General features: G+C 71.3%; 17 protein-coding genes. 7 read left to right on the top strand and 10 right to left on the bottom strand.

Annotation, left to right across the window (positions count from 1 at the left end; genetic code table 11):
• Positions 1 to 56 precede the first annotated feature (56 nt).
• The 6 genes from MYA_RS12315 to MYA_RS12290 are packed head-to-tail and all read right to left on the bottom strand — an operon-like array spanning position 57 to position 7604.
• The gene (locus tag MYA_RS12315; RefSeq protein ID WP_014723653.1) at positions 57 to 950 is read right to left on the bottom strand and encodes a polysaccharide deacetylase family protein; all 894 of its coding nucleotides are present in this window, start codon (positions 948 to 950) and stop codon (positions 57 to 59) included.
• Entirely contained in the window at positions 947 to 3481 is a 2535-nt protein-coding gene (locus tag MYA_RS12310) for an MMPL family transporter (RefSeq protein ID WP_041493890.1), read from the bottom strand. Before MYA_RS12310 ends, MYA_RS12315 begins: the two co-directional genes overlap by 4 nt.
• The gene (locus MYA_RS12305) at positions 3478 to 4173 is read right to left on the bottom strand and encodes an outer membrane lipoprotein carrier protein LolA (RefSeq protein ID WP_014723651.1); all 696 of its coding nucleotides are present in this window, start codon (positions 4171 to 4173) and stop codon (positions 3478 to 3480) included. Before MYA_RS12305 ends, MYA_RS12310 begins: the two co-directional genes overlap by 4 nt.
• The gene (locus MYA_RS12300) at positions 4170 to 5144 is read right to left on the bottom strand and encodes an LpxL/LpxP family acyltransferase (RefSeq protein ID WP_014723650.1); all 975 of its coding nucleotides are present in this window, start codon (positions 5142 to 5144) and stop codon (positions 4170 to 4172) included. The genes MYA_RS12305 and MYA_RS12300 overlap by 4 nt, the downstream gene beginning before the upstream one ends.
• Complete coding sequence (locus tag MYA_RS12295) at positions 5141 to 6907, bottom strand: AMP-binding protein (RefSeq protein WP_014723649.1); 1767 nt, start codon at positions 6905 to 6907, stop codon at positions 5141 to 5143. The genes MYA_RS12300 and MYA_RS12295 overlap by 4 nt, the downstream gene beginning before the upstream one ends.
• Positions 6908 to 6959: 52 nt before the next feature.
• On the bottom strand, positions 6960 to 7604 hold the full coding sequence (locus MYA_RS12290; protein WP_014723648.1) for a membrane protein: 645 nt from the start codon (positions 7602 to 7604) through the stop codon (positions 6960 to 6962).
• Between the two features lie 603 nt (positions 7605 to 8207).
• Between MYA_RS12290 and MYA_RS12285 the strand changes: the two genes are divergently transcribed.
• From MYA_RS12285 to MYA_RS12265, 5 genes are all read left to right on the top strand, one after another.
• Positions 8208 to 8468 carry a phosphopantetheine-binding protein gene (locus MYA_RS12285; protein ID WP_011886027.1) on the top strand — a complete coding sequence of 87 codons (261 nt, stop codon included), beginning with the start codon at positions 8208 to 8210 and terminating at the stop codon, positions 8466 to 8468.
• A 108-nt stretch (positions 8469 to 8576) separates the two neighbouring features.
• On the top strand, positions 8577 to 9293 hold the full coding sequence (gene fabG / locus MYA_RS12280; RefSeq protein ID WP_011886026.1) for a 3-oxoacyl-ACP reductase FabG: 717 nt from the start codon (positions 8577 to 8579) through the stop codon (positions 9291 to 9293).
• A gap of 158 nt (positions 9294 to 9451) precedes the next feature.
• Entirely contained in the window at positions 9452 to 9688 is a 237-nt protein-coding gene (locus MYA_RS12275) for a hypothetical protein (protein WP_034194786.1), read from the top strand.
• Positions 9689 to 9804: 116 nt separating this feature from the next.
• The gene (locus MYA_RS12270) at positions 9805 to 10620 is read left to right on the top strand and encodes a glycosyltransferase family 2 protein (RefSeq protein WP_034194787.1); all 816 of its coding nucleotides are present in this window, start codon (positions 9805 to 9807) and stop codon (positions 10618 to 10620) included.
• Between the two features lie 137 nt (positions 10621 to 10757).
• Entirely contained in the window at positions 10758 to 11519 is a 762-nt protein-coding gene (locus MYA_RS12265; RefSeq protein WP_011886023.1) for a M48 family metalloprotease, read from the top strand.
• A 111-nt stretch (positions 11520 to 11630) separates the two neighbouring features.
• On the opposite strand, the gene MYA_RS12260 is transcribed toward MYA_RS12265, so the two are convergent.
• Genes MYA_RS12260 through MYA_RS12245 form a run of 4 tightly spaced genes read right to left on the bottom strand, consistent with a single transcriptional unit; the run spans position 11631 to position 16344 of the window.
• Complete coding sequence (locus tag MYA_RS12260; RefSeq protein WP_014723644.1) at positions 11631 to 13331, bottom strand: lactate permease LctP family transporter; 1701 nt, start codon at positions 13329 to 13331, stop codon at positions 11631 to 11633.
• A 48-nt stretch (positions 13332 to 13379) separates the two neighbouring features.
• Positions 13380 to 14825, bottom strand: coding sequence for a LutB/LldF family L-lactate oxidation iron-sulfur protein (locus MYA_RS12255; protein ID WP_014723643.1), 1446 nt, complete (start codon positions 14823 to 14825; stop codon positions 13380 to 13382).
• Complete coding sequence (locus MYA_RS12250; RefSeq protein WP_014723642.1) at positions 14822 to 15547, bottom strand: LutC/YkgG family protein; 726 nt, start codon at positions 15545 to 15547, stop codon at positions 14822 to 14824. Before MYA_RS12250 ends, MYA_RS12255 begins: the two co-directional genes overlap by 4 nt.
• On the bottom strand, positions 15544 to 16344 hold the full coding sequence (locus MYA_RS12245) for a (Fe-S)-binding protein (RefSeq protein WP_041493889.1): 801 nt from the start codon (positions 16342 to 16344) through the stop codon (positions 15544 to 15546). The genes MYA_RS12250 and MYA_RS12245 overlap by 4 nt, the downstream gene beginning before the upstream one ends.
• Before the next feature lie 133 nt (positions 16345 to 16477).
• On the opposite strand from MYA_RS12245, the gene MYA_RS12240 reads away from it, so the two are divergent.
• Entirely contained in the window at positions 16478 to 17194 is a 717-nt protein-coding gene (locus tag MYA_RS12240; protein WP_011886018.1) for a FadR/GntR family transcriptional regulator, read from the top strand.
• A 315-nt stretch (positions 17195 to 17509) separates the two neighbouring features.
• The gene (locus MYA_RS12235) at positions 17510 to 19132 is read left to right on the top strand and encodes a phospholipase D family protein (protein ID WP_014723639.1); all 1623 of its coding nucleotides are present in this window, start codon (positions 17510 to 17512) and stop codon (positions 19130 to 19132) included.
• Positions 19133 to 19225 lie beyond the last annotated feature (93 nt).

Here is a 19225-nt window from a genome sequence, read left to right as displayed (position 1 = left end):
GCATCCGGGAGCCGGAACGCGCGCGGCAGCAACGCCGGCCGGCGCGTCGGGCGTGGTCAGAGTTTATCAAACGGGGTCCCTTGCAGGCCCGGCCGGACGCCCGCTGCGGGCGGCTCGGCCGCGGCGGCGGCGCGCAGCGTGGTCCACTGCAATTGCGCGTCGGCAGCCGCGCGCAGCAGCGCGGGCAGCACGTCGAGCACGACCGGTACGCCGCGCGCATCACGCGCGGCGTGCCCGTCGTGCACGAGCAGGATGTCGCGCGGCGCGAGGCCGTGGAGCAGCCGCTGCGCGACGATGCCCGCGTCGCGCGTGCGCGTGTCGAAGCCGCGGCGCGTCCAGCTCGCGAGCTGCAGGCCGAGCTCGCACAGCACCGGCTCGAGGAACGGATTGCGCAGCCCGGCCGGCGCGCGAAAGAACTGCGGGCGCGTGCCGGTGAGTTCGGTCAGCGTCTGCTGCGCGGCCGCGATCTCGCGCCGCAGCGCGGCGGGCCCCGTCAACGAGAACGTGTGACGATGCCGCTGGCTGTGGTTCTCGACCGCGTGACCGCGCGCGACGATCGCCTCGATCCAGCGCGGATGCCGACGCGCGAGATCGCCGATGCAGAAGAACGTCGCGCGCGCGTCGTGGCGCTCGAGCAGGTCGAGCACGCGCGGCGTGACCTCGGGGTCCGGGCCGTCGTCGATCGTCAGCGCGATCCGGCGGCCGGCGTCGGCCGGCAGCCGCGTCCAGTTCGGGCCGAGCAGCGTACTGCGCGGCCACAGGCCGGCCGCCGTCAGCGCGGCGTGCGACGCGAACACGCTGCCGACAGCCCAAGGCCACGCGCCCGGTTGCGCGAGCACGGCCGCGAGCGCGCCCGCATGCAGCGCGACCGTGCCGGCGATCAGCGGCGTCGGCTTCCAGCGGCGCGCAGGGCCGCTCGGGTGCCGCCCAATGGCCGACGGCTCGTTCATGAGCGACCTCCTGTCTGATTGTGATGCGGGCGGTGCGCGGGCGGTGCGTCCGGTGCTTCCGATGCTTCGGCAGTGTCCGTCGCCCGCGGCGAGAGGATCGCCGCGAACGCGAGCGCGAGCATCGCGCCAGGGCCGACGGTCAGCCCGAAGGTTTCGAGCAGCGGCACGTGCGACAGCGCGAGCAGGCCGAAGCCCGCCACCGTCGCGGCGTTGGCGACCAGCAGCGACACGAGCGTGTACGGCGTCACCGGTTGCGCATCTTCGCGCTTGCAGAAGAACAGCGCATAGTTCGACCCGACCGCGACGATCAGCAACATGCCGACCAGATGCAGAATCGTCAGCGGCACACGGGCGAGCGCGAACGCGGCTGCCACCACCAGCACGGCCGCGACCAGCGGCGCGAGCGCGCGCAGCGCGCGACGCGGCGAGCGCAGCGCGATCAGCAGCAGCACGGCGATCGCCGCGAAGCCGGCCAGCGACAGCCGCAAGTCCTCGCGCACGTAGTCGACGTACAGGCGATCGGCTTCTGCCTTCAGGTCGACGAACAACGCATCGCGCACGCCGGCGCGCGCGACGGCCGCGCGGATCGCCGCCGTGTCGAGCGCGGCCGCGGCATCGGGCGCCGCCGCGGCCGACGACGCGCTGCGTGCGCGATCCGCCGCGCGCAGCGGCAGCATCGCGTTCCAGCGGCCGTTGCGCTCGGTCAGCAGTGCATCGACGGCAACGGCCATCGAGGTTCCGCGCAAGTCGGCGCGCGTGAGCAGCGGCGCGCGGCGCGCGGCGTCGACATCGGCGATGAACGGCGCGAACAGCTCGGGCTTCACGGAAACCGGCTGATTCGCGACCGCGTCGCGCATGCGGGCGGCGAGCACGTCGGCGGCCGGCAGGCTCGCCTGCCGCGCGCGCTGCGCGGCGTCGCTCGGCAGATAGCGGGCGGGCGTTTCGAAGCCGGCGAGCGCGCCGCGATCGACGAGCGGCTGCAACTGCCCGGCGACCTGCTCCGCGCGTTCGAGCGCCGCCTGTTCGCTCGGCGCCGAGATCACGACGAGATAGCGCACGTCCGGGGCGCCGACGTCGGCCCGCAGCCGTGCATCGAGCGCCTGCGCGCTCCCGGGGACGGGGCTGAGCGCGGCAAGCTCGCGGCTCCACAGGCCGTCGCGATGGATGACGAGCGTCGCGCACGCGGCCGCGACGAGCAGCGCGAGCGGCCAGCGCAGCCGCGGCGCCGCGGCCGCCGCGCGCGCGAGCAGCGCGCCGAGCCGCGACACGTCGCGAATCGCGACGTGCTCGCCGCGCAGATGCGGCAGCACGAAGCGCGTGACGAGCGCGGCGGCCGTCAGGCCGGCGATCGAATACAGCCCGAGCTGCACGAGACCCGGAAAGCCGGAGAACAGCATCGACGCGAACCCGCACACGGACGTCAGCACGCCGAGCCGGATCGTCGGCCAGTACGCGGCGATCCATGCGCGGGTCGCGTCGCCTGCGCGCGCGACGTTGCGCGAATCGGCGCGCGCCGACTGGACGAACAGGTAGATCGAGTAGTCGACGGCTTCGCCGATCAGCGTGGTGCCGAAGCCGAGCGTGAGCCCGTGGACCGTACCGAACGCGACGCCGACCGCGGCGATGCCGGCCGCGATGCCGGTGAGCACCGGCAGCAGCCCGAGCGCGAGCGTGCGCGGCGAGCGGTACAGCGTGAGCAGCAGCGCGACGATCAGCACGATGCTCGCCGTCGACAGCCGCTCGACGTCGTGGCGGATCGTGTCGCGCGTATCGACCGAGAACACGCCGGGGCCGGTCATCGCGAGCGTGTAGGCGGCGCGGTCCGGCAGCGTCTGCGTCGCCGCCCCGAACGCGCGCCGCACGGCGTCGAGCGCGCGCGCCTGCGCATCGGTGTCGGCGCCGGCCGCGGCCGTCTGCACGACCAGCACCGCGCGCGTGCCGTCGCGCGACGCCCACACGCCGTCGCGCAGCGCGGGCTGGGCGCCGTTGTCGAGCTGGTCGACGAGCGCCGTCACCTCGCCGGTCGGGTCGCGCGGCAGCAGCGCCTTCGCGACGAGCCCCGCCGACGAACTCAGCAGGTCGAGGCTGTCGCCGAGCGCGCGGTGCAGGCCGTCCGCGCTGAAGCGTTGCGGGTTCACCGCCGGGCTCAGCAGGTAGCGATGATCGAACACGAACTGCCGGTCGCGCGCGTCGTTCGCGGCTTCGCCGTTGTTCACCGCCGAGAACTGCCGATCGTCGCGCAGCGTGCGTGCGATGCGCCGCGACAGCGCGGCGCGCGTGGCCGCATCGCCGCCGTCGATCGCCACCAGGATCAGCCGCGACACGATCCCGTCGCGCAGCTGGTCGACGAGCACGCGCTGCGCGGCGCTCGGCGCACGCGGCAGGAACGCGGACAGATCGGCGGTGAAATTCGCGCGGGCGATCGCCGCCGCGCACGCGACCAGCGCCAGTGCCCATACGAGCACCGCGGGTTGCCGCCAGGCGGGCGAATGCCGTGCGACGGGGCCGGCCGAGCGGGGGCGCTCGTTCATCGGTTCGCGGGCGCCGGTTGCAGGCGCATCGTCGAATGGTCGCCGTCGGCCTGCCGGATCGCGACGCTGCGCAGCACGTCGCGCGTGCCGTCGAGCGTGATCGAGCTGACGACCTTCAGCATCCGCGCGTCGAGCGGCGTGAGCGTGAGCGTCCAGTCGTCGCCGTGTCCGTCGACCACCACCTTGTAGAGCTGTTCGAGCGCGTAGCGATTGCCGGCGAGCGTCGCGCGGATGCTGTCGATGAACGTGCCCAGCTCGGGATAGCGCGCGAGCGCGAGCGTGTATTTGCGGTCGTTGCGCTCGACGGTGAGCATGTCGCCGTCGACCACGAGATGCTCGGGCTTCGGGCGCAGCGTGTGCTTCTCGAGATGGTCGGGCGCGACGAACACGAGCTCGCCCGACGATTCCAGCGGCTCGGCCGCGATCGACAGCGTCTTCGTCTCGGTGAAGGTCGCGCGGCCGGACTTGTGCTGCGCGAGCGTCGCCATCAGCCGGTCGAGCGTCCACGCGGGGCCGGCGTCGGCCGCGTGGGCGGGCAGCGCGCAGGCCGCGGCCGCCGCGATGACGAGCGTGCGGGCGGCGCCGCGTAGCGCATGGAGCAGCGTGAACGACGACGACGACGGTAACCGCGGCGGCCAGGGCCGCGGCAACGACGACATCGACGATGCCAACGAGCGACGAACGGCGATCATGTGTCGGAATCCCCGGTGGCCGGCAGCTCGGTGCATGCGCGCGCATCGTCGCCGCGCGCCGCGGCATCGCCCGTCTGCCAGAAATCGAAATAGTTGAACCAGTTGTAAGGCGCCGCGCGGCAGTACCGGTCGACGAGGCCGACGTAGCGCGCGAGCGCCGCATCGACGGCCGCCGCGCGCGTGTCGCGGCGCACGTCGGAGAAATCGGCGATCGTTTCGAAATGGACGTCGTAGCGGTTGCCGTCGCGGTACAGGCCGGTCATGAACAGCACCGGGCGCCGCAGCATCGCGGCCATGTGCAGCGGCCCGAGCGGAAACGCGGCCGGTGCGCCGAGCAGCGGCAGCCGGCGCAGCGACGCGGCCGCGTCGTCGAGCAGCGTGCGATCGGCGAGCATCCCGACCATGCAGTTCGCGTCGAGGCGCTCGCGCACCTTCAGCATCGAATCGATCCGCCCGAGCGGGATCACTTCCGGCGTCGCGGCCGGATTCACCGCGGCGAGCGTCGCGTTGATCTTGCGCGCGTTTTCCTCGTACATCGTGACGACGACGCGCAGGTCCGCACGCGTGCGCCCGATCGCGCGCACGACCTCGAAGCTGCCGAGGTGCGCGCCCAGCAGGAACGCGCCGCGCCCGCCGGCGAGCGCTTCGTCGACGCGCGCGGCGCCGTGCAGCCGGATGTCGAACAGGTCGAAGCGGCCGTTCATCAGATAGATGCGGTCGTGGATCGTCGTCGCGAACGTGAACACGTGCCGGTACACGTCGCGCCATCGCGCGGGACGGCCGAGCGCGCGGCGCAGGTAGTCGCGCGACGCCGCGCACGCGGCCGGCGAGAACAGCACGAAGTACGTCGCGATCGCATGCAGCACGACACGCGACGGCCGCCGGCCGAAGCGCAGCGACAGCCAGGTCATCACGCGCAGCAAACCCGCATGGCTGCGTTCCTGGCGTTCGGCCCACGCGGTGCGCTTCATGGCTGTCCGCCGTCGTGCGTGGCGGGCGGCGCGGCCAGCACGGCGCTCGCGACGTCGCGCGCGCCGGCGCGCAGCGTGAAGCGGATCGCACCGTTCGCCGCCGCCTCGAACGCGATATCGAGCGGCTCGCCGGGCGCGACCGGGCTCAGAAATTTCGCGGATGCGAGCCGCCATGTGTCGAGCGGCCGGTTCAGCGACGCGCCGAGCGCGGCGATCGCGTGGTCGAGCAGCACGACGCCCGGCACGATCGGATGGCCAGGGAAATGGCCGGGCAGCGCGGGATGGTCGGCCGCGATCGTGAAGCCGAGCCGCGTCTGCGGCGCGCAGTGCGCACGCGCGGCGGCCGCGCTCGTGCGCACGTGGCGGGCGACCAGCGCGGCCAGCGCGTCGCGCGGCAGCTTGCCCGTTTCGTTGCGCGGCAACGCGTCGACGAACACGAGCGGACGCGGCATGAACGCCGGATCGATCCGTTCGCGCAGCGCGCGCTGCAGATCGGCCGCGGCGAGCGTCGGCGCGACGACCAGCGCGACGAGCCGCGTCACCGGTTCGCGGCGCGCATCGGCGTCGGCCGGCGCGGCTTCGTCGGGCATGAAGAACACGCCGTCGACGACGCCGGCAATCGCGTTGAGCTGATGATTCAGATAGGCGAGCGACGTGCGCTTGCCGGCGATGTTGACGAGGTCGGCCTTGCGGCCGTGCAGCAGGAACCGGCCGTCGCCGAGCAGTTCGAGCGCGTCGCCCATCGGCACCGGCGCCTCGACGTGGCCGCCCGACGCCCAGACGGTCGGGCCGCCGTCGTCGCCCGCGGCGTCCGCGCCCGGCCGGTCGAGGGCGTCGCGCACGTCCAGCCGGATCTCGGGGAACGGTTGCCACGCGGCGCCCTGCGACGTGCGGCGCGTCGCGATCTGGCCGGTCTCGGTGCTGCCGTAGATTTCGACGAGCGGCGCGTCGAGCGCGGCTTCCGCTTCGCCCGCGAGCTTTTCCGACAGCGGCGCGGTGGCCGACAGCACGAGCGCCGCGCGCGGCAGCGCGTGGCCGGCCGACAGCAGCGCGCGCAGATGCACCGGCGACGTGACGAGCACGCGCGGCTGCGGGAGCGCGGCGAGTTCGTCGCGGATGTCGCCCGGATAGAACGGTTGCCGGTTGCTGAACGCGAGGCCGCCGATCAGCGCGAGCAGCACCGTCGATTCGAAGCCGTACATGTGCTGCGGCGGCACGGTGCCGATCAGCGTGGCCGCACGCCCGTCGAGCAGCGCGAGGCGTTCGGCCGCCGCGCGCACGCAGCCGACCAGGCCGCCCCACGTCTTGCGATGCGGCACCGGCGTGCCGCTCGAACCCGACGTGAACACGTACGCGACGAGCCGCGACGCGTCGATCTGCGGCACCACGCACGGCGCGGCGTCGTCGTCGCCGCCTGCGTGCGCGGCGGCTTCCGGATACGTGAAGCGCGGCAGGTCGATCGTGCAGTCCGGCGCATCGTGCAGGCAGAACGCATCGGGTGCGAACGACGCGAGCTGGCGCACCATCTCCGGCGTGTGCGTCGACGGCAGCAGGCTGACCTTGCCGGCGACGAGCGCCGCGCACAGGCCGACCGCGAAGCGGTAGCGATCGCGGCACACGTTGAACACGTGGCCGCCGGCGGGCAGCACGGCGGCGACGCGTGCGACGTCCGCGACGAACGCGCGCACGCTGACGGGCGCACCGTCGCGCCAGGCGATCGTCTGGTCCGGCGACGAATGGAATACCAGCGGGTGAGTCGGCATAAATCGGTTGAAGCGTGAGGCAGTGGCCGGCGCAGCCGCGCCGGCCTTGGAATCATCGCGACGGCTGGGTCGACGCGCGGTACGCGCGCATCGAGTCGGCCATCGTCGTGCGCGCGTCGCCCGGCAGCGCGACGCGCCGGCACGCATGCTCGGCGGCGAACATCACGGCGACGAGCGGCAACGACAGGTAGTTGGCGAAGGTCGACCACGCGGCGATCGGCGCGGTCGCGAACAGCAGCGTCGACACGGCCGCGATCGCGACGAAGAACAGCGCCCACGCGAGCGTGATGCGCCGCGTGTAGCGCGCGACGGCCGGCGTGATCTCGCCGTGAATCATCGCCGCGAAGCGCGTGCACAGCGGCACCTGGCCGGCCATCAGCGTGCGGCCGAACAGCAGCGCCATCGCGACGTTGAAGCTCGCGTGCTCGAGATACAGGCCCCATTCGAAATGGCGTGCGAGCGGGACGCGTGCGGCCCACAGCGCGCCGGCGACGAGCAGCCACACCGGCACGAGCGCCGCGCGTCGCGGCGAGCGCAGCGCCGCACCGAGCGCGAGCAGCAGCGGCGGCACCAGCGCCATCGCGAGGCCGAAGCCGTGCGCGCCCGGCGTCGCGGCCGCGTAATGCGCGCCGATCTGATACGCGGCGACCGCGGCCAGCGCGCCGGCGCCGCGCGCGATGGCGAGCGGCGTGCTCATCGCGGTGCTCCCGCTGCGCGGCGCGCCCGCGCACGGCCGATGGCCGCCGCGGTAGCGCGGCGTACGGCTGGACGGACGGGAGCGGGGCGAATGAACGGGCGCGGCATGGCTGCTGGAAACATCGTGCGGATCGTCGCCCCACGCGTGCGTCGGGCTGTCAAAGGTCTTACGAAAAAGTCTTACGAAAAGGCTTGCGAACCATGGCCCGAACTCAGTCCGGGCCGGTGGTGACGCACGCACATTTTAGGGCCGCGGCGCGACGCTTCGTGATGGGCGCGGCCGGGTTTTGTAACGGATTGTATGGCGGCCGCGCGCACGCGTCGCTGCGGCGATTCATTTCGAGTCGAAGCGGCGCAAGCGTCTCGTGCGATCGGGGCCTCCAACTGGCCCGCGCGCGGGCCCTTCAGTCTGTAACCATTCGCGGTATACGCCCCGATATCCGTTCGTCTAGAATCCGCGTAACTTTTACACATGGTCCCCCATAACGCAGGCGGGGAAGCCGGCAGACGCTGGCGCGACGGCGCTTCGCACGCGCCGCGCGGGCACGGCGGCTGCCGGTTCGATGCGCCTTTCGCTGCCCCGGGCCGCCTGCCCGCAAGCATGATGAACGCACTGGAACAAGAGCTCGCCACGCTGATCATCGGCGAACTGAATCTCGAAGACGTCTCGCCCGACACGGTGACGGCCGCGACCGCGCTGTACGGCGAGGGCTTCGGGCTCGACTCCATCGACATCCTCGAAATCGCGCTGCTGATCTCGAAGAAGTACGGCTTCGAGCTGCGCTCGGACAACCCGGACAACCAGCAGATCTTCTCGAATCTCGGCGCGCTGGCCGCCTACGTCGCCGTGCATCGCACGAAGTGACGGCGGCGCGATACGGCACGCCATGGACGACGGCACGCGGCGACGCCTGCGGCACGATACGAGGCGGCGGCGTCGCTCAACGCGACGTGCAATGAACGGAGCCATTCGATGCGGGCGCTCGTAACGGGCGGCAGCGGCGCACTGGGGCAGGCGATCTGCACGGCGCTCGCGCAGGCCGGCCATGAAGTGTGGGTGCATGCGAACCGGAATCTCGCCCAGGCGCAGGCCGTCGCGCAGCGGCTCGTCGCGGCCGGCGGCGCCGCGCATGCGATCGCGTTCGACGTGACCGACGCCGACGCGACGCTCGCCGCGCTCGCACCGTTCGTCGACGGCGCGCCGGTGCAGATCCTCGTCAACAACGCGGGCATCCACGACGACGCGCCGATGGCCGGCATGTCGCGCCGCCAATGGCACGACGTGATCGACGTGACGCTCAACGGCTTTTTCAACGTCACGCAGCCGCTGCTGCTGCCGATGATCCGCACGCGACACGGGCGCATCGTGAACATCGCGTCGGTCGCCGGCGTGACCGGCAACCGCGGGCAGGTCAACTATGCGGCCGCGAAGGCCGGGCTGATCGGGGCGACGAAATCGCTGTCGCTCGAGCTCGCGTCGCGCGGCATTACCGTGAACGCGGTCGCGCCCGGCATCATCGAATCGCCGATGGCCGGCGACGCGTTCCCGATCGAACGGATCAGGCAGCTCGTGCCCGCGCAACGCGCAGGCCGGCCCGACGAAGTCGCGGCGATGGTCGCGTATCTGGTGTCCGATGCGGCCGCCTATGTGACCGGGCAGGTACTGTCGGTCAACGGCGGACTTGCATGACCGCGCGTGCGTCCCACGCCGCGCCGCTTGTTGAGGAAATCGAAGTGTCAGTGCAACCAGTCGGCGCCGAACGGCGCGTGTGTTCTCCGTCCACCGTCCCGGCCGCAGCCGCAGCCCCATATGGCGCGCGCGCCGTGCGTCGTGGCGGCGGTCGTGCCTTGCGACTCGTCCGCAGCGCGGAGGCGCGGCTCGCCGCGCCGCAGCACGGTACGCAACGGCGCGGCGACGCGTTCCGGCAGACGTTTCCCGGCGCGCGCGCCGCGATCGAAGGCGTGCTGCGCGACGCGGCCGGCCTGGGCGTACGCACGTCGTTCGTCCACGCCGATGCATGCGGCGGCAATCCGCCGGTCGAGATCGACGCGAGCGCCGCCCATCCGCCGGAGCATCGGTCGTGAAGCGCGCCGGCCTGTCGCTGCGCGAGCCGTCGCCCGGCATCGACGAAGCCTGCCGGCAGTCGCCCGCAGGTCATACACTTTTGTCAGGATCATCGTCTTCGCAATCGGTCGTTCCCATGTCCCAGCTGCACGCGTCGACCACCCATCTCGTGCTGATCCCGAGCTACAACCCCGGCGTCAAGGTCGACACGACCGTACGCAACGCGCGTGCGCAGTGGAACCCGGTGTGGGTCGTCGTCGACGGCAGCACCGACGGCAGCGCCGAGCGGCTGCAGGCGATGGCCGAGCGCGATCCCGGCCTGCGCGTGATCGTGCTGCCGCAGAACCGCGGCAAGGGCGCGGCCGTGCTCGCCGGGCTCGACGCGGCCGCCGCGAGCGGCTTCACGCACGTGCTGACGATGGATTCCGACGGCCAGCATCCGGCCGAGCTGATTCCGCAATTCATGGCCGCGTCGCAGGCGGCGCCGGACGCGATGGTGCTGGGCCTGCCGAAATTCGACGCGAGCGCGCCGCGGCTGCGCGTGCAGGGCCGGCGCCTGTCGAACGGCTGGGCCGACCTCGAGACGCTGTGGGCCGGGATCGGCGATTCGCTGTACGGCTTTCGCGTGTATCCGATCGCGCCGCTCGCCGCGATCATGCACCGGCAGCCGTGGATGCGCGGCTTCGACTTCGATCCCGAAGCGGCCGTGCGGCTCTGCTGGGCCGGCGTGCGGCCGATCCGCATCGACGCGCCGGTGCGCTATTTCGGCGCGCACGAGGGCGGCGTGTCGCATTTTCACTACGGTCGCGACAACGCGCTGCTCGCATGGATGCACGTGCGGCTCGTCGCCGGCTTCGTGCTGCGGCTGCCGCTGTTGGCCGCGCGGCGGCTGACGCGCCGCTCGCGCCGCGCGTTCGACCGGCCGCGACGCGGCGATCGACCGTCCCGCTGACCGTCAATCCGTTAACTATTGTTACTTCCGGCCGATTGCGCCGGTAATGGTCCTGTCATTAGATGTAAACGTCTGGTAATTTTCTGCCGGATTATGCAAAATCGCCGCTCCCAAATAAAACTACCGAGGGTTACGGAATGCATATCAAGAAAGCGGCGGCAGCGTGTGGCGTGGCGTTCCTGTTGAGCGCGTGCGGCGGGGTGCAGAACCTCGACGCGAACGGCCTGACGTCGGCGGGCACCAGCCTGTTCAAGGCGGCGACGCTGTCGGACAGCGACATCGCGGCCCTGTCGAACGACTCGTGCAAGGCGAGCGACGCGGAATCGAAGATCGCCGCGCCGAACAGCGCGTATTCGAAGCGTCTGACGAAGGTGATGAAGGGCTTCGGCGACATGACGCTGAACGGCCAGAAGATCAACTACAAGGTCTACGTCACGAAGGACGTCAACGCGTGGGCGATGGGCAACGGCTGCGTGCGCGTGTACAGCGGCCTGATGGACATGATGAACGACGACGAGCTGCGCGGCGTGATCGGCCATGAAATGGGCCACGTTGCGCTGGGCCACTCGAAGAAGGCGATGCAGACGGCCTACGCCGTCAGCGCGGCGCGCACGGCGGCCGGCGCGGCCTCGCCCGGCGTCGCGGCGCTGACCAGCTCGCAGCTCGGCGACATCACCGAGAAGTTCATCAACGCGCAGTTCTCGCAATCGCAGGAAAGCGCGGCCGACGACTATTCGTTCGACCTGATGAAGCAGAAGAACATGAGCCAGAAGGGCCTCGTCACCGCGTTCCAGAAGCTCGCGCAGCTCGACGGCGGCAAGAGCTCGATGATGAGCTCGCACCCGTCGTCGACGAGCCGTGCGCAGCACATCCAGGATCGCATCGCGAAGGGCAGCTGATCGCCGTTGCCCGCCGCGCGGCCCCGGCCAGGCCCGCGCGTTCGGATGAACAAAACCCCATGCCCTCGCGGGCATGGGGTTTTTGTTTGTGGCGAGCGCCGCGCGAGGGGCTTACGGCACCATGCCCGGCAGCAGGTAGGCCTGTACGAGCGTGATCACGCCGACGATCACCGCGAACAGCAGGCTGTGGCGCACCGTGAAGCGGAACAGCTCCGACTCCTTGCCGACCAGGCCGGTCGCCGCGCATGCGACGGCGATCGATTGCGGCGAGATCATCTTCGCGGTCACGCCGCCCGTCGTGTTGGCGGCGACGGCCAGCGTCTCGGGCACGCCGAGCTGGTGGGCCGTGGCCTGCTGCAGCGAGCAGAACAACGCGTTCGACGACGTGTCCGAGCCGGTCAGGAACACGCCGAGCCAGCCGAGGAACGGCGAGAAGAACGGGAACGCGGCGCCGGTCGCGGCGAGCATCAGCGCGAGCGTCGACGACATCCCCGAGTAGTTCGCGACGAACGCGAACGCGAGCACGAGGCCGATCGACAGGATCGGACGCGTGAGCTCCTTCAGCGTCTCGCCGAATGTGACGAGCGCGTCGCGCGGCTTCATCCGCAACAGCACCATCGAGATCAGCGCCGTCACGAGGATCGCGCTGCCGACGGCCGACAGGAGGTCGATCTTCAGCACGGCGTCGAGCACCTTCGGCGCAGCCGCGATCGGCGCGCCCTTCACGACCAGCTGGTCGAGCCCGGCGACGTGGAATTTCAGCACGGTTGCCGCGAGCGGGCCGTGCGCCGCGAACAGCGCCTTGAACGGCGCGAGGCTCCAGACGGTGACGACGGCCGTCAGGATCAGAAACGGCGACCATGCGCGCACGGTCTGCGCGAGCGAGTACGGCGACGCCTGACGGCTCGAGCCCGCGGCGTTGCCGCCGGCACCGAAGCCGGCGAGCGCGGCGCCGCCGCCGGACGTGACGACGCTGCCGGCCGTCGCTTTCGCGCTGCTCGGCTGCCAGACCTTCAGGAACGTGGCGAGCGACACGAGGCTGACGAGCGACGACGTGATGTCCGGCAGCTCGGGCCCGATATGGTTCGACGTGAAGTACTGCGTGACCGCGAAGCTGGCGCCCGCGACCAGCGCGGCCGGCCAGGTCTGCCGCACGCCGCGCAGCCCGTCCATCATGAACACGAGCCAGAACGGCACGGCGAGCGACAGCAGCGGCAGCTGGCGGCCGGCCATCGCGCCGATGTGGAACGCGTCGATGCCGGTCACCTGCCCGGCGACGATGATCGGGATGCCCATCGCGCCGAACGCGACCGGCGCGGTATTCGCGATCAGGCACAGTCCGGCCGCGTGCAGCGGCTTGAAGCCGAGGCCGACGAGCAGCGCGGCCGTGATCGCGACCGGCGCGCCGAAGCCGGCCGCGCCTTCGAGAAACGCGCCGAACGAGAAGCCGATCAGCAGCATCTGCAGCCGCTGGTCGTCGGTGATCGACAGCACCGACGCACGGATGATGTCGAACTGGCCGGTCTTCACGACGATCTTGTACAGGAACACCGCCGCGACGATGATCCACGCGATCGGCCAGAGGCCGTATGCGAAGCCGAAGCCGGCTGCCGCGAGCGCCTGCCGCACGGGCATCCCGTAGGCGAGGATCGCGACGCCGAGCGACAGCAGCAGCGTGATCGCGGCGGCCGCGTGCCCCTTCATCCGCAGTGCGGCGAGCGCGACGAAAAAGAAGATGATCGGAATCGCGGCGACGAACGCCGACAGCCCGAGGCTGCCGAGCGGCGTGTAGATCTGGTGCCAAACCTGCATGGTGGTCTCCTCCATGGATTGCTGTTGGTACGGGTTTTGAATCGGCGGCTATTCGGGTTGTCCGCGCGCGCGCAGCAGGTCGGACAGGCTGCGCGGCGCCGGCTCGAGCGGCGTGCGGTGCTGGGTCCAGCCGAGCTGCTTCGCCGGCGTCAGCGCGCGCAGCCGCGTTGCGGCCCAGCGGAACGCGCGATACGCGCGCGGATGCGCGAACGCGCCGGACCAGAAGCGCCACACGAGGTCTTCCGCCCGGTTGTAGTTCGCGCCCTGGCCGCGCAGCGGGTGCGCCACGGCCTCGTCCGGCTTGCGGTTCGCCTCGGTGCGCAGCCGCACCAGCAGCTGCGGGATCGGAATGCGCACCGGGCACACCTCGCCGCATGCGCCGCACAGCGTCGATGCGCTCGGCAGGTCGGCCGTCGCATCGAGGCCGAGCAGGTGCGGCGAGATGATCTTGCCGATCGGGCCGGGATAGGTGGTCCCGTACGCGTGGCCGCCGATGCGCGTATAGACGGGGCAGTGGTTCATGCACGCGCCGCAGCGGATGCACTGCAGCGTCGCGCGCAATTGCTCGTCCGCGTAGGCCTGCGTGCGGCCGTTGTCGAGCAGCACGAGATGCAGCTCGCGCGGGCCGTCGCGTTCGCCGTCGCGGCGCGGGCCGGAGATCAGGTTGAAGTAGGTCGTGATCGCCTGGCCGGTGGCCGAGCGCGTCAGCAGGCTCGCCAGCGGCACGATGTGTTCGAGCTTCTCGACGACCTTCTCGATGCCCATGATCGCGATGTGCGTGTCGGGCACCGTCGTCGACAGCCGGCCGTTGCCCTCGTTCTCGACGAGCCACAGCGTGCCCGTGTCGGCCGCCGCGAAATTCACGCCGGACAGGCCGATGTCCGCTTCCGCGAACGCGCGGCGCAGCGCGCGCCGGCCGGTCTGGATCAGCGCGTCGACATCCTCCGTGTAGCGGGTGCCGGCGATGTGCTGCTCGAACAGCGCGGCGATGTCGGCGCGCGTCTTGTGGATCGCCGGCATCACGATGTGCGACGGCTTCTCGCCCGCGAGCTGGACGATGAACTCGCCCATGTCGGACTCGATGCAGTCGACGCCGCGCTCCGCGAGGTAATGGTTCAGCTCGATCTCCTCGCTCGCCATCGACTTGCCCTTGATCACGCGGCGCGCGTTGCGCGCCTGCGCGATGCCGAGCACGATCGCGTTCGCGTCGTCGGCCGTCTCGGCCCAGTGCACCTGCACGCCGGCTGCGGTGAGCTTCGCCTCGAGCCGTTCGAGCAGCGCCGGCAGCTGCGCGAGCGCATGGCGGCGCACGGCTTCGCCGACGTCGCGCAGCTGCTCGAGCTCGGCGCCGTCGGGAAACTGGCTCGCGCGCTTGCCTTGCAGGAAGTCCATCGCGCCGCGAAAGCTGCGGCGCAAGGCGGGATCGTCGAGCGCGGCGCGCGCGCGGGTCTTGAAGTCGCCGGGGGCGACGAAGTGCAGCGGCTGGTCGCTCATCGCGGCAGCTCCTGGAAAGCGGGTGCGGCGGATGCATCGGTCGGCTCGGTGACGATCACGACCCACAGTTCGCGCGGGCCGTGCGCGCCGTACGCGAGCGTCTGCTGGATGTCGGAAGTCTTCGACGGGCCCGATACCAGCACGAGGTTGGTCGGCATGCCGGCATGCCAGCGCTCGGCGTGCACGGCCGCGTGCAGGTCCGCGTGCAGCGTGCGCGCGTGCACCAGCGCGACGTGCAGCGGCGGCACCAGCGACACCGTGCGCGGCGTGCCGGCGTCGGGCGCGAGCACGACGGTGCCGGTCGCCGCGATGCCGGAGCGCGCCACCGTGAAGCCGGCGTCGATCGTGTCGAACAGTTCGGTCTTCCACGCGTCGATTGGGCGATCGAACGGCACCGGCGCGACCGTCTCGGGCAGCGCGTGCGCGAGCGCCGCGGCTTCGGCGCGGGCCGGGTCGAGCAGCAGCCGCCGCACGCCGGCCGCCGCGAGCTTCGCGGCGAGTTGGGCGGGCCATGCGTCGGCGCTCGCGCACCAGACGTCGGTATGCGACGCGGCGAGCGCGGCCTGCATCGTCTGCACCAGCGTGTGGAGATCGGCGGCGAGCGGGGCGCGCTGCGCGGCGTAATGCTCGCCGATGCGCGTGTCGACCGCGGCGCTCGCGTGCCCGGCGACGCCGGGCGCGGCGGCGCGCAGCCGCGCGAGGATCGCGTCGCGGGCGCTCATTGTGCATCTCCGCTCAGCGACGCCGCGCCGGCCGTGCGGCGCCACAGGAAGCTCGCGAGGTGCTCGACGGCGAGCTTCGCGCCGGCCTTGTCGGCCGCATGGCCGATGTTGAGCAGGCAGCCGCAGTCGGCCGACACGAGCCGGTCGCAGCCGGTCGCGCACGCCGACGCCACCTTGTCCTGCACCATCGCGCCCGAAATATCGGGGTGCTTCAGCGAGAACGTGCCGCCGAAGCCGCAGCATTCCGATTCGCGTTCATGCTCGACGCGCGTGACGCCCGGCAGCGCATCGACGAGCGCGACGCCGTGGGCGCGCGTGCCCATCTCGCGGCGGGCCGCGCACGACGTGTGCAGCACCACGCGTTCGTCGGGGCCGGCCGGCGGCGCGATGGCGTCGAGCCGCACGTGCAGCACGTTGACGAGGAATTCGGCGAGTTCGTAGGTGCGCTCGGCGATCGCACGGGCCTTGGGGCCGTGCACGGGATCGTCGGCGAACAGGGTCGGCCAATGGTGCCGGATCATGCCGGCGCAGGAGCCGGACGGGACGATCACCGGCCACGCGTCGCCGAACAGGTCGAGCTGCGCGGCCGCGACGCGGCGCGCTTCGTCGGGATTGCCGCTGCTGTAGGCCGGCTGCCCGCAGCAGCTCTGGCCGCGCGGATAGTGGACGGTCAGCCCTTCGCGCTCCAGCAGCCGGACCGCGTCGAGGCCGGCTTCCGGCACGAACAGGTCGACCAGGCAGGTCGCGAACAGGTACACGTGCGCGGGGGCGACAGCGGGGTAGGGCCTTGGGTTCATGTCTCGCTCCAGGTACGCCGTCCCGGCATCTGCATGCGGGCGGCCATTTCGCTGCATAATTCCCGCGACGGCGCCGGAGCTCAAATTGGTTGGGCCAATCGACGCGACAGCGATACGAAACGGGGAGACGGCAATGGCGGCGATGACGGCACGGGGCCGGACCGAAGTGGTGATGCGCAAGATCGAGACGGCGCTGCTCGACGGCACGTGGCCGGCGGGCGCGCGGCTGCCGGCCGAGCGCGTGCTCGCGCAGCAGTACGGGGTGGCGCGCAATACCGTGCGCGAGGCGACCCAGCGGCTCGTCGCGCGCGGGCTGCTGCAGAGCCGGCGCGGCGCGGGCGTGTTCGCGACCGACCAGTTGCGCGCGGGCATCGCGTCGCCGTGGGGCCAGCTGGTCGCCGATCATCCGGCGCTGCGCGACGACATCCTCGAATTCCGCCGCGTGCTCGAAGGCGCGACCGCGTATTTCGCTGCGCTGCGTGCCGATGCCAACGACCGGCGCCGGATCCGCGGGCTGCTGCGCGAGCTGGAGACCGCGCATGCGAACGACGACGCGGTCGTCGAGGCGTCGGCCGACGCGAAGCTGCACGAGGCGATCGCGCTCGCGTCGCACAACACGATGTTCCTGCACCTGCATACGAGCGTGCTCGGGATGCTGCGCGAACACATTTCGATCAACGTCGCCGGGATGACGACCGACGACGAGCAGGCATCCGAACTGCTGCTGCAGCAGCATCGTGTGGTGTGCGATGCGATCTGCGCACACCGGCCCGAGGAGGCGCGCACCGCGATGCAGACCCATATCGACTACGTGCGCAGCCACTTCGAGCGTAACGGCGCCGCGTCGTGAGATTGGTTGGACCACGGCGCCTGTGGCCCGTACCTGAACGCGCTGGCGGTGGGGCGGTGTGAGGGGCGGGGGGCGGGGTGCCGGGTGCGCTCGTAGTACGGTCGAAGTGCAGTCGAAGTACGGCGGAGGTGCGATGGAAGTACGGCGGAAGCGCGATCGAACTACGCTCGAACCAAGGTCCGGGCGGCGCCCGAACGCCGCTCGACGCGCGATTGACCGGCTCGTCGGGCGCCCACTAGAATCGGTCGGAACTGCCCGTGCGCCGCGCGCCGCGGCGCTCACGTGCCCGTTGACCCGACTGTCGAGGAAGCCTCCGTGCTCACGTCTTTGATCCGGCACGCGCCGGCCGCGCCGTGTTGGCGCGCCGTGTGCCGCCTGGCCCGCGCGCTGGTCGTCTGCGCGCTGCTGCCACTTGTCGCGTGCGCGACGCACCCGCCTGCGACGTCGCTCGAGCGCTCCGTGTCCCACGCGCTGCCGGCCGATGCCGCGACGCCGCTGCGCACGGCGCTGGCCGCACCGGAAGCCGCACATCCCGAGCAGTCGGGCTTCCGCCTGCTCGCCGACGGCGCCACCGCGCTGCAGATGCGCATCGCGCTCGCGCGGGCGGCCACGAAGACGCTCGACATGCAGTACTACATCGCGACCGAGGACACGACCGGCAAGCTGTTGCTCGCCGCGGCGCTGTACGCGGCCGATCGCGGCGTGCGGGTGCGGATGCTGGTCGACGACCTGAACTTCCGCGACATCGACCGCGTGATGGCCGCGCTCAATACGCACGGGAACATCGAGATCCGCGTGTTCAACCCGTTCGGCGCGTCGCAGTACGGGATGGTCGAGCGCACGGCCAATTTCTTCACGCGGCTCGACAGCTTCACGCGCCGCATGCACAACAAGGCGATGATCGCGGACAACCAGCTCGCGATCGTCGGCGGCCGCAATCTCGGCGACGAATACTTCAGTGCGAGCCCGACGCTGCAGTTCCGGGATCTCGACGTGCTCGCGGCCGGCCCGGTGACGAACGACATCTCGAAGAGCTTCGACGACTACTGGGCGAGCGCGAGCAGCTATCCGTTGCGCGTGCTGAACCACCAGCGCTTCGATCCGAAGGATCTCGACGCGGTGCGCGACGAGTTGCGCGAGCACTGGCGCAACAACGCCGACCCGTACAACGCGAAGCCGTTGAACGCCACGCCGCTGGCGCGCCAGATCGCGCGCGACGAGCTGGAACTCGTGTGGGCGCCGGCCGAGTTCAAGGTCGATGCGCCGGACAAGATCGCGCAGCCGACCGACACCTACGTGAGCCCGCCGATGCAGCGCCTGGCCGATCTCACGCGCGGCGCGCGCACGGAATTTCTCGCGTTTTCGCCGTACTTCGTGCCGCACGACGCCGGCGTGAAGATCCTCGGCGATACGGCCGCGCGCGGCGTGCGCGTCGCGATCGTCACGAATTCGCTCGCGGCCACCGACGCGGTCGCGGTGCAGGCCGGCTACGCGCCGTACCGCGTGCCGTTGCTGCAGCGCGGCGTCGAGTTGTACGAATTCAAGTCGCAGCCCGAGCAGCCGCCCGCGCGGCTGTTCGGCTCGCGCTCGCGTGCGAGCCTGCATGCGAAGGCGTACGTGATCGACCGGCAGATCGTCGTGATCGGCTCGCTGAACCTCGACCCGCGTTCCGCACACCTGAACACCGAACTGGCGCTCGTGATCCACAGCCCGCAGCTCGCGCAGCAGGCGGCGGCGATCTTCGCGCACGTGACGCAGCCCGACCAGAGCTATCGCGTGACGCTCGCGCCGCAGCCGGGCGGCGGCCCGCCCGCGCTCGAATGGACGGGCACCGACGGCGGGCAAACCACCACCTATCACGTCGACCCGCATGCCGGGCTGCTGCGCAACGTGATGACCGGCGTCTTCATGCTGCTGCCGGTCGACGATCAGTTGTAACGGCGGCGCGGCTCCGGCAAAACCCGTGTTACCGAGGTGTCGGCACAGGCGATATAGTTGCTCGCACAACGATACGCGCAGCGTCGCGGGCCG

This window comes from Burkholderia sp. KJ006, assembly GCF_000262695.1.
GTDB lineage: Bacteria > Pseudomonadota > Gammaproteobacteria > Burkholderiales > Burkholderiaceae > Burkholderia > Burkholderia vietnamiensis.
Note: the sequence above shows the minus strand (reverse complement) of the source record. Positions and strands in the feature narration are given on the sequence as shown.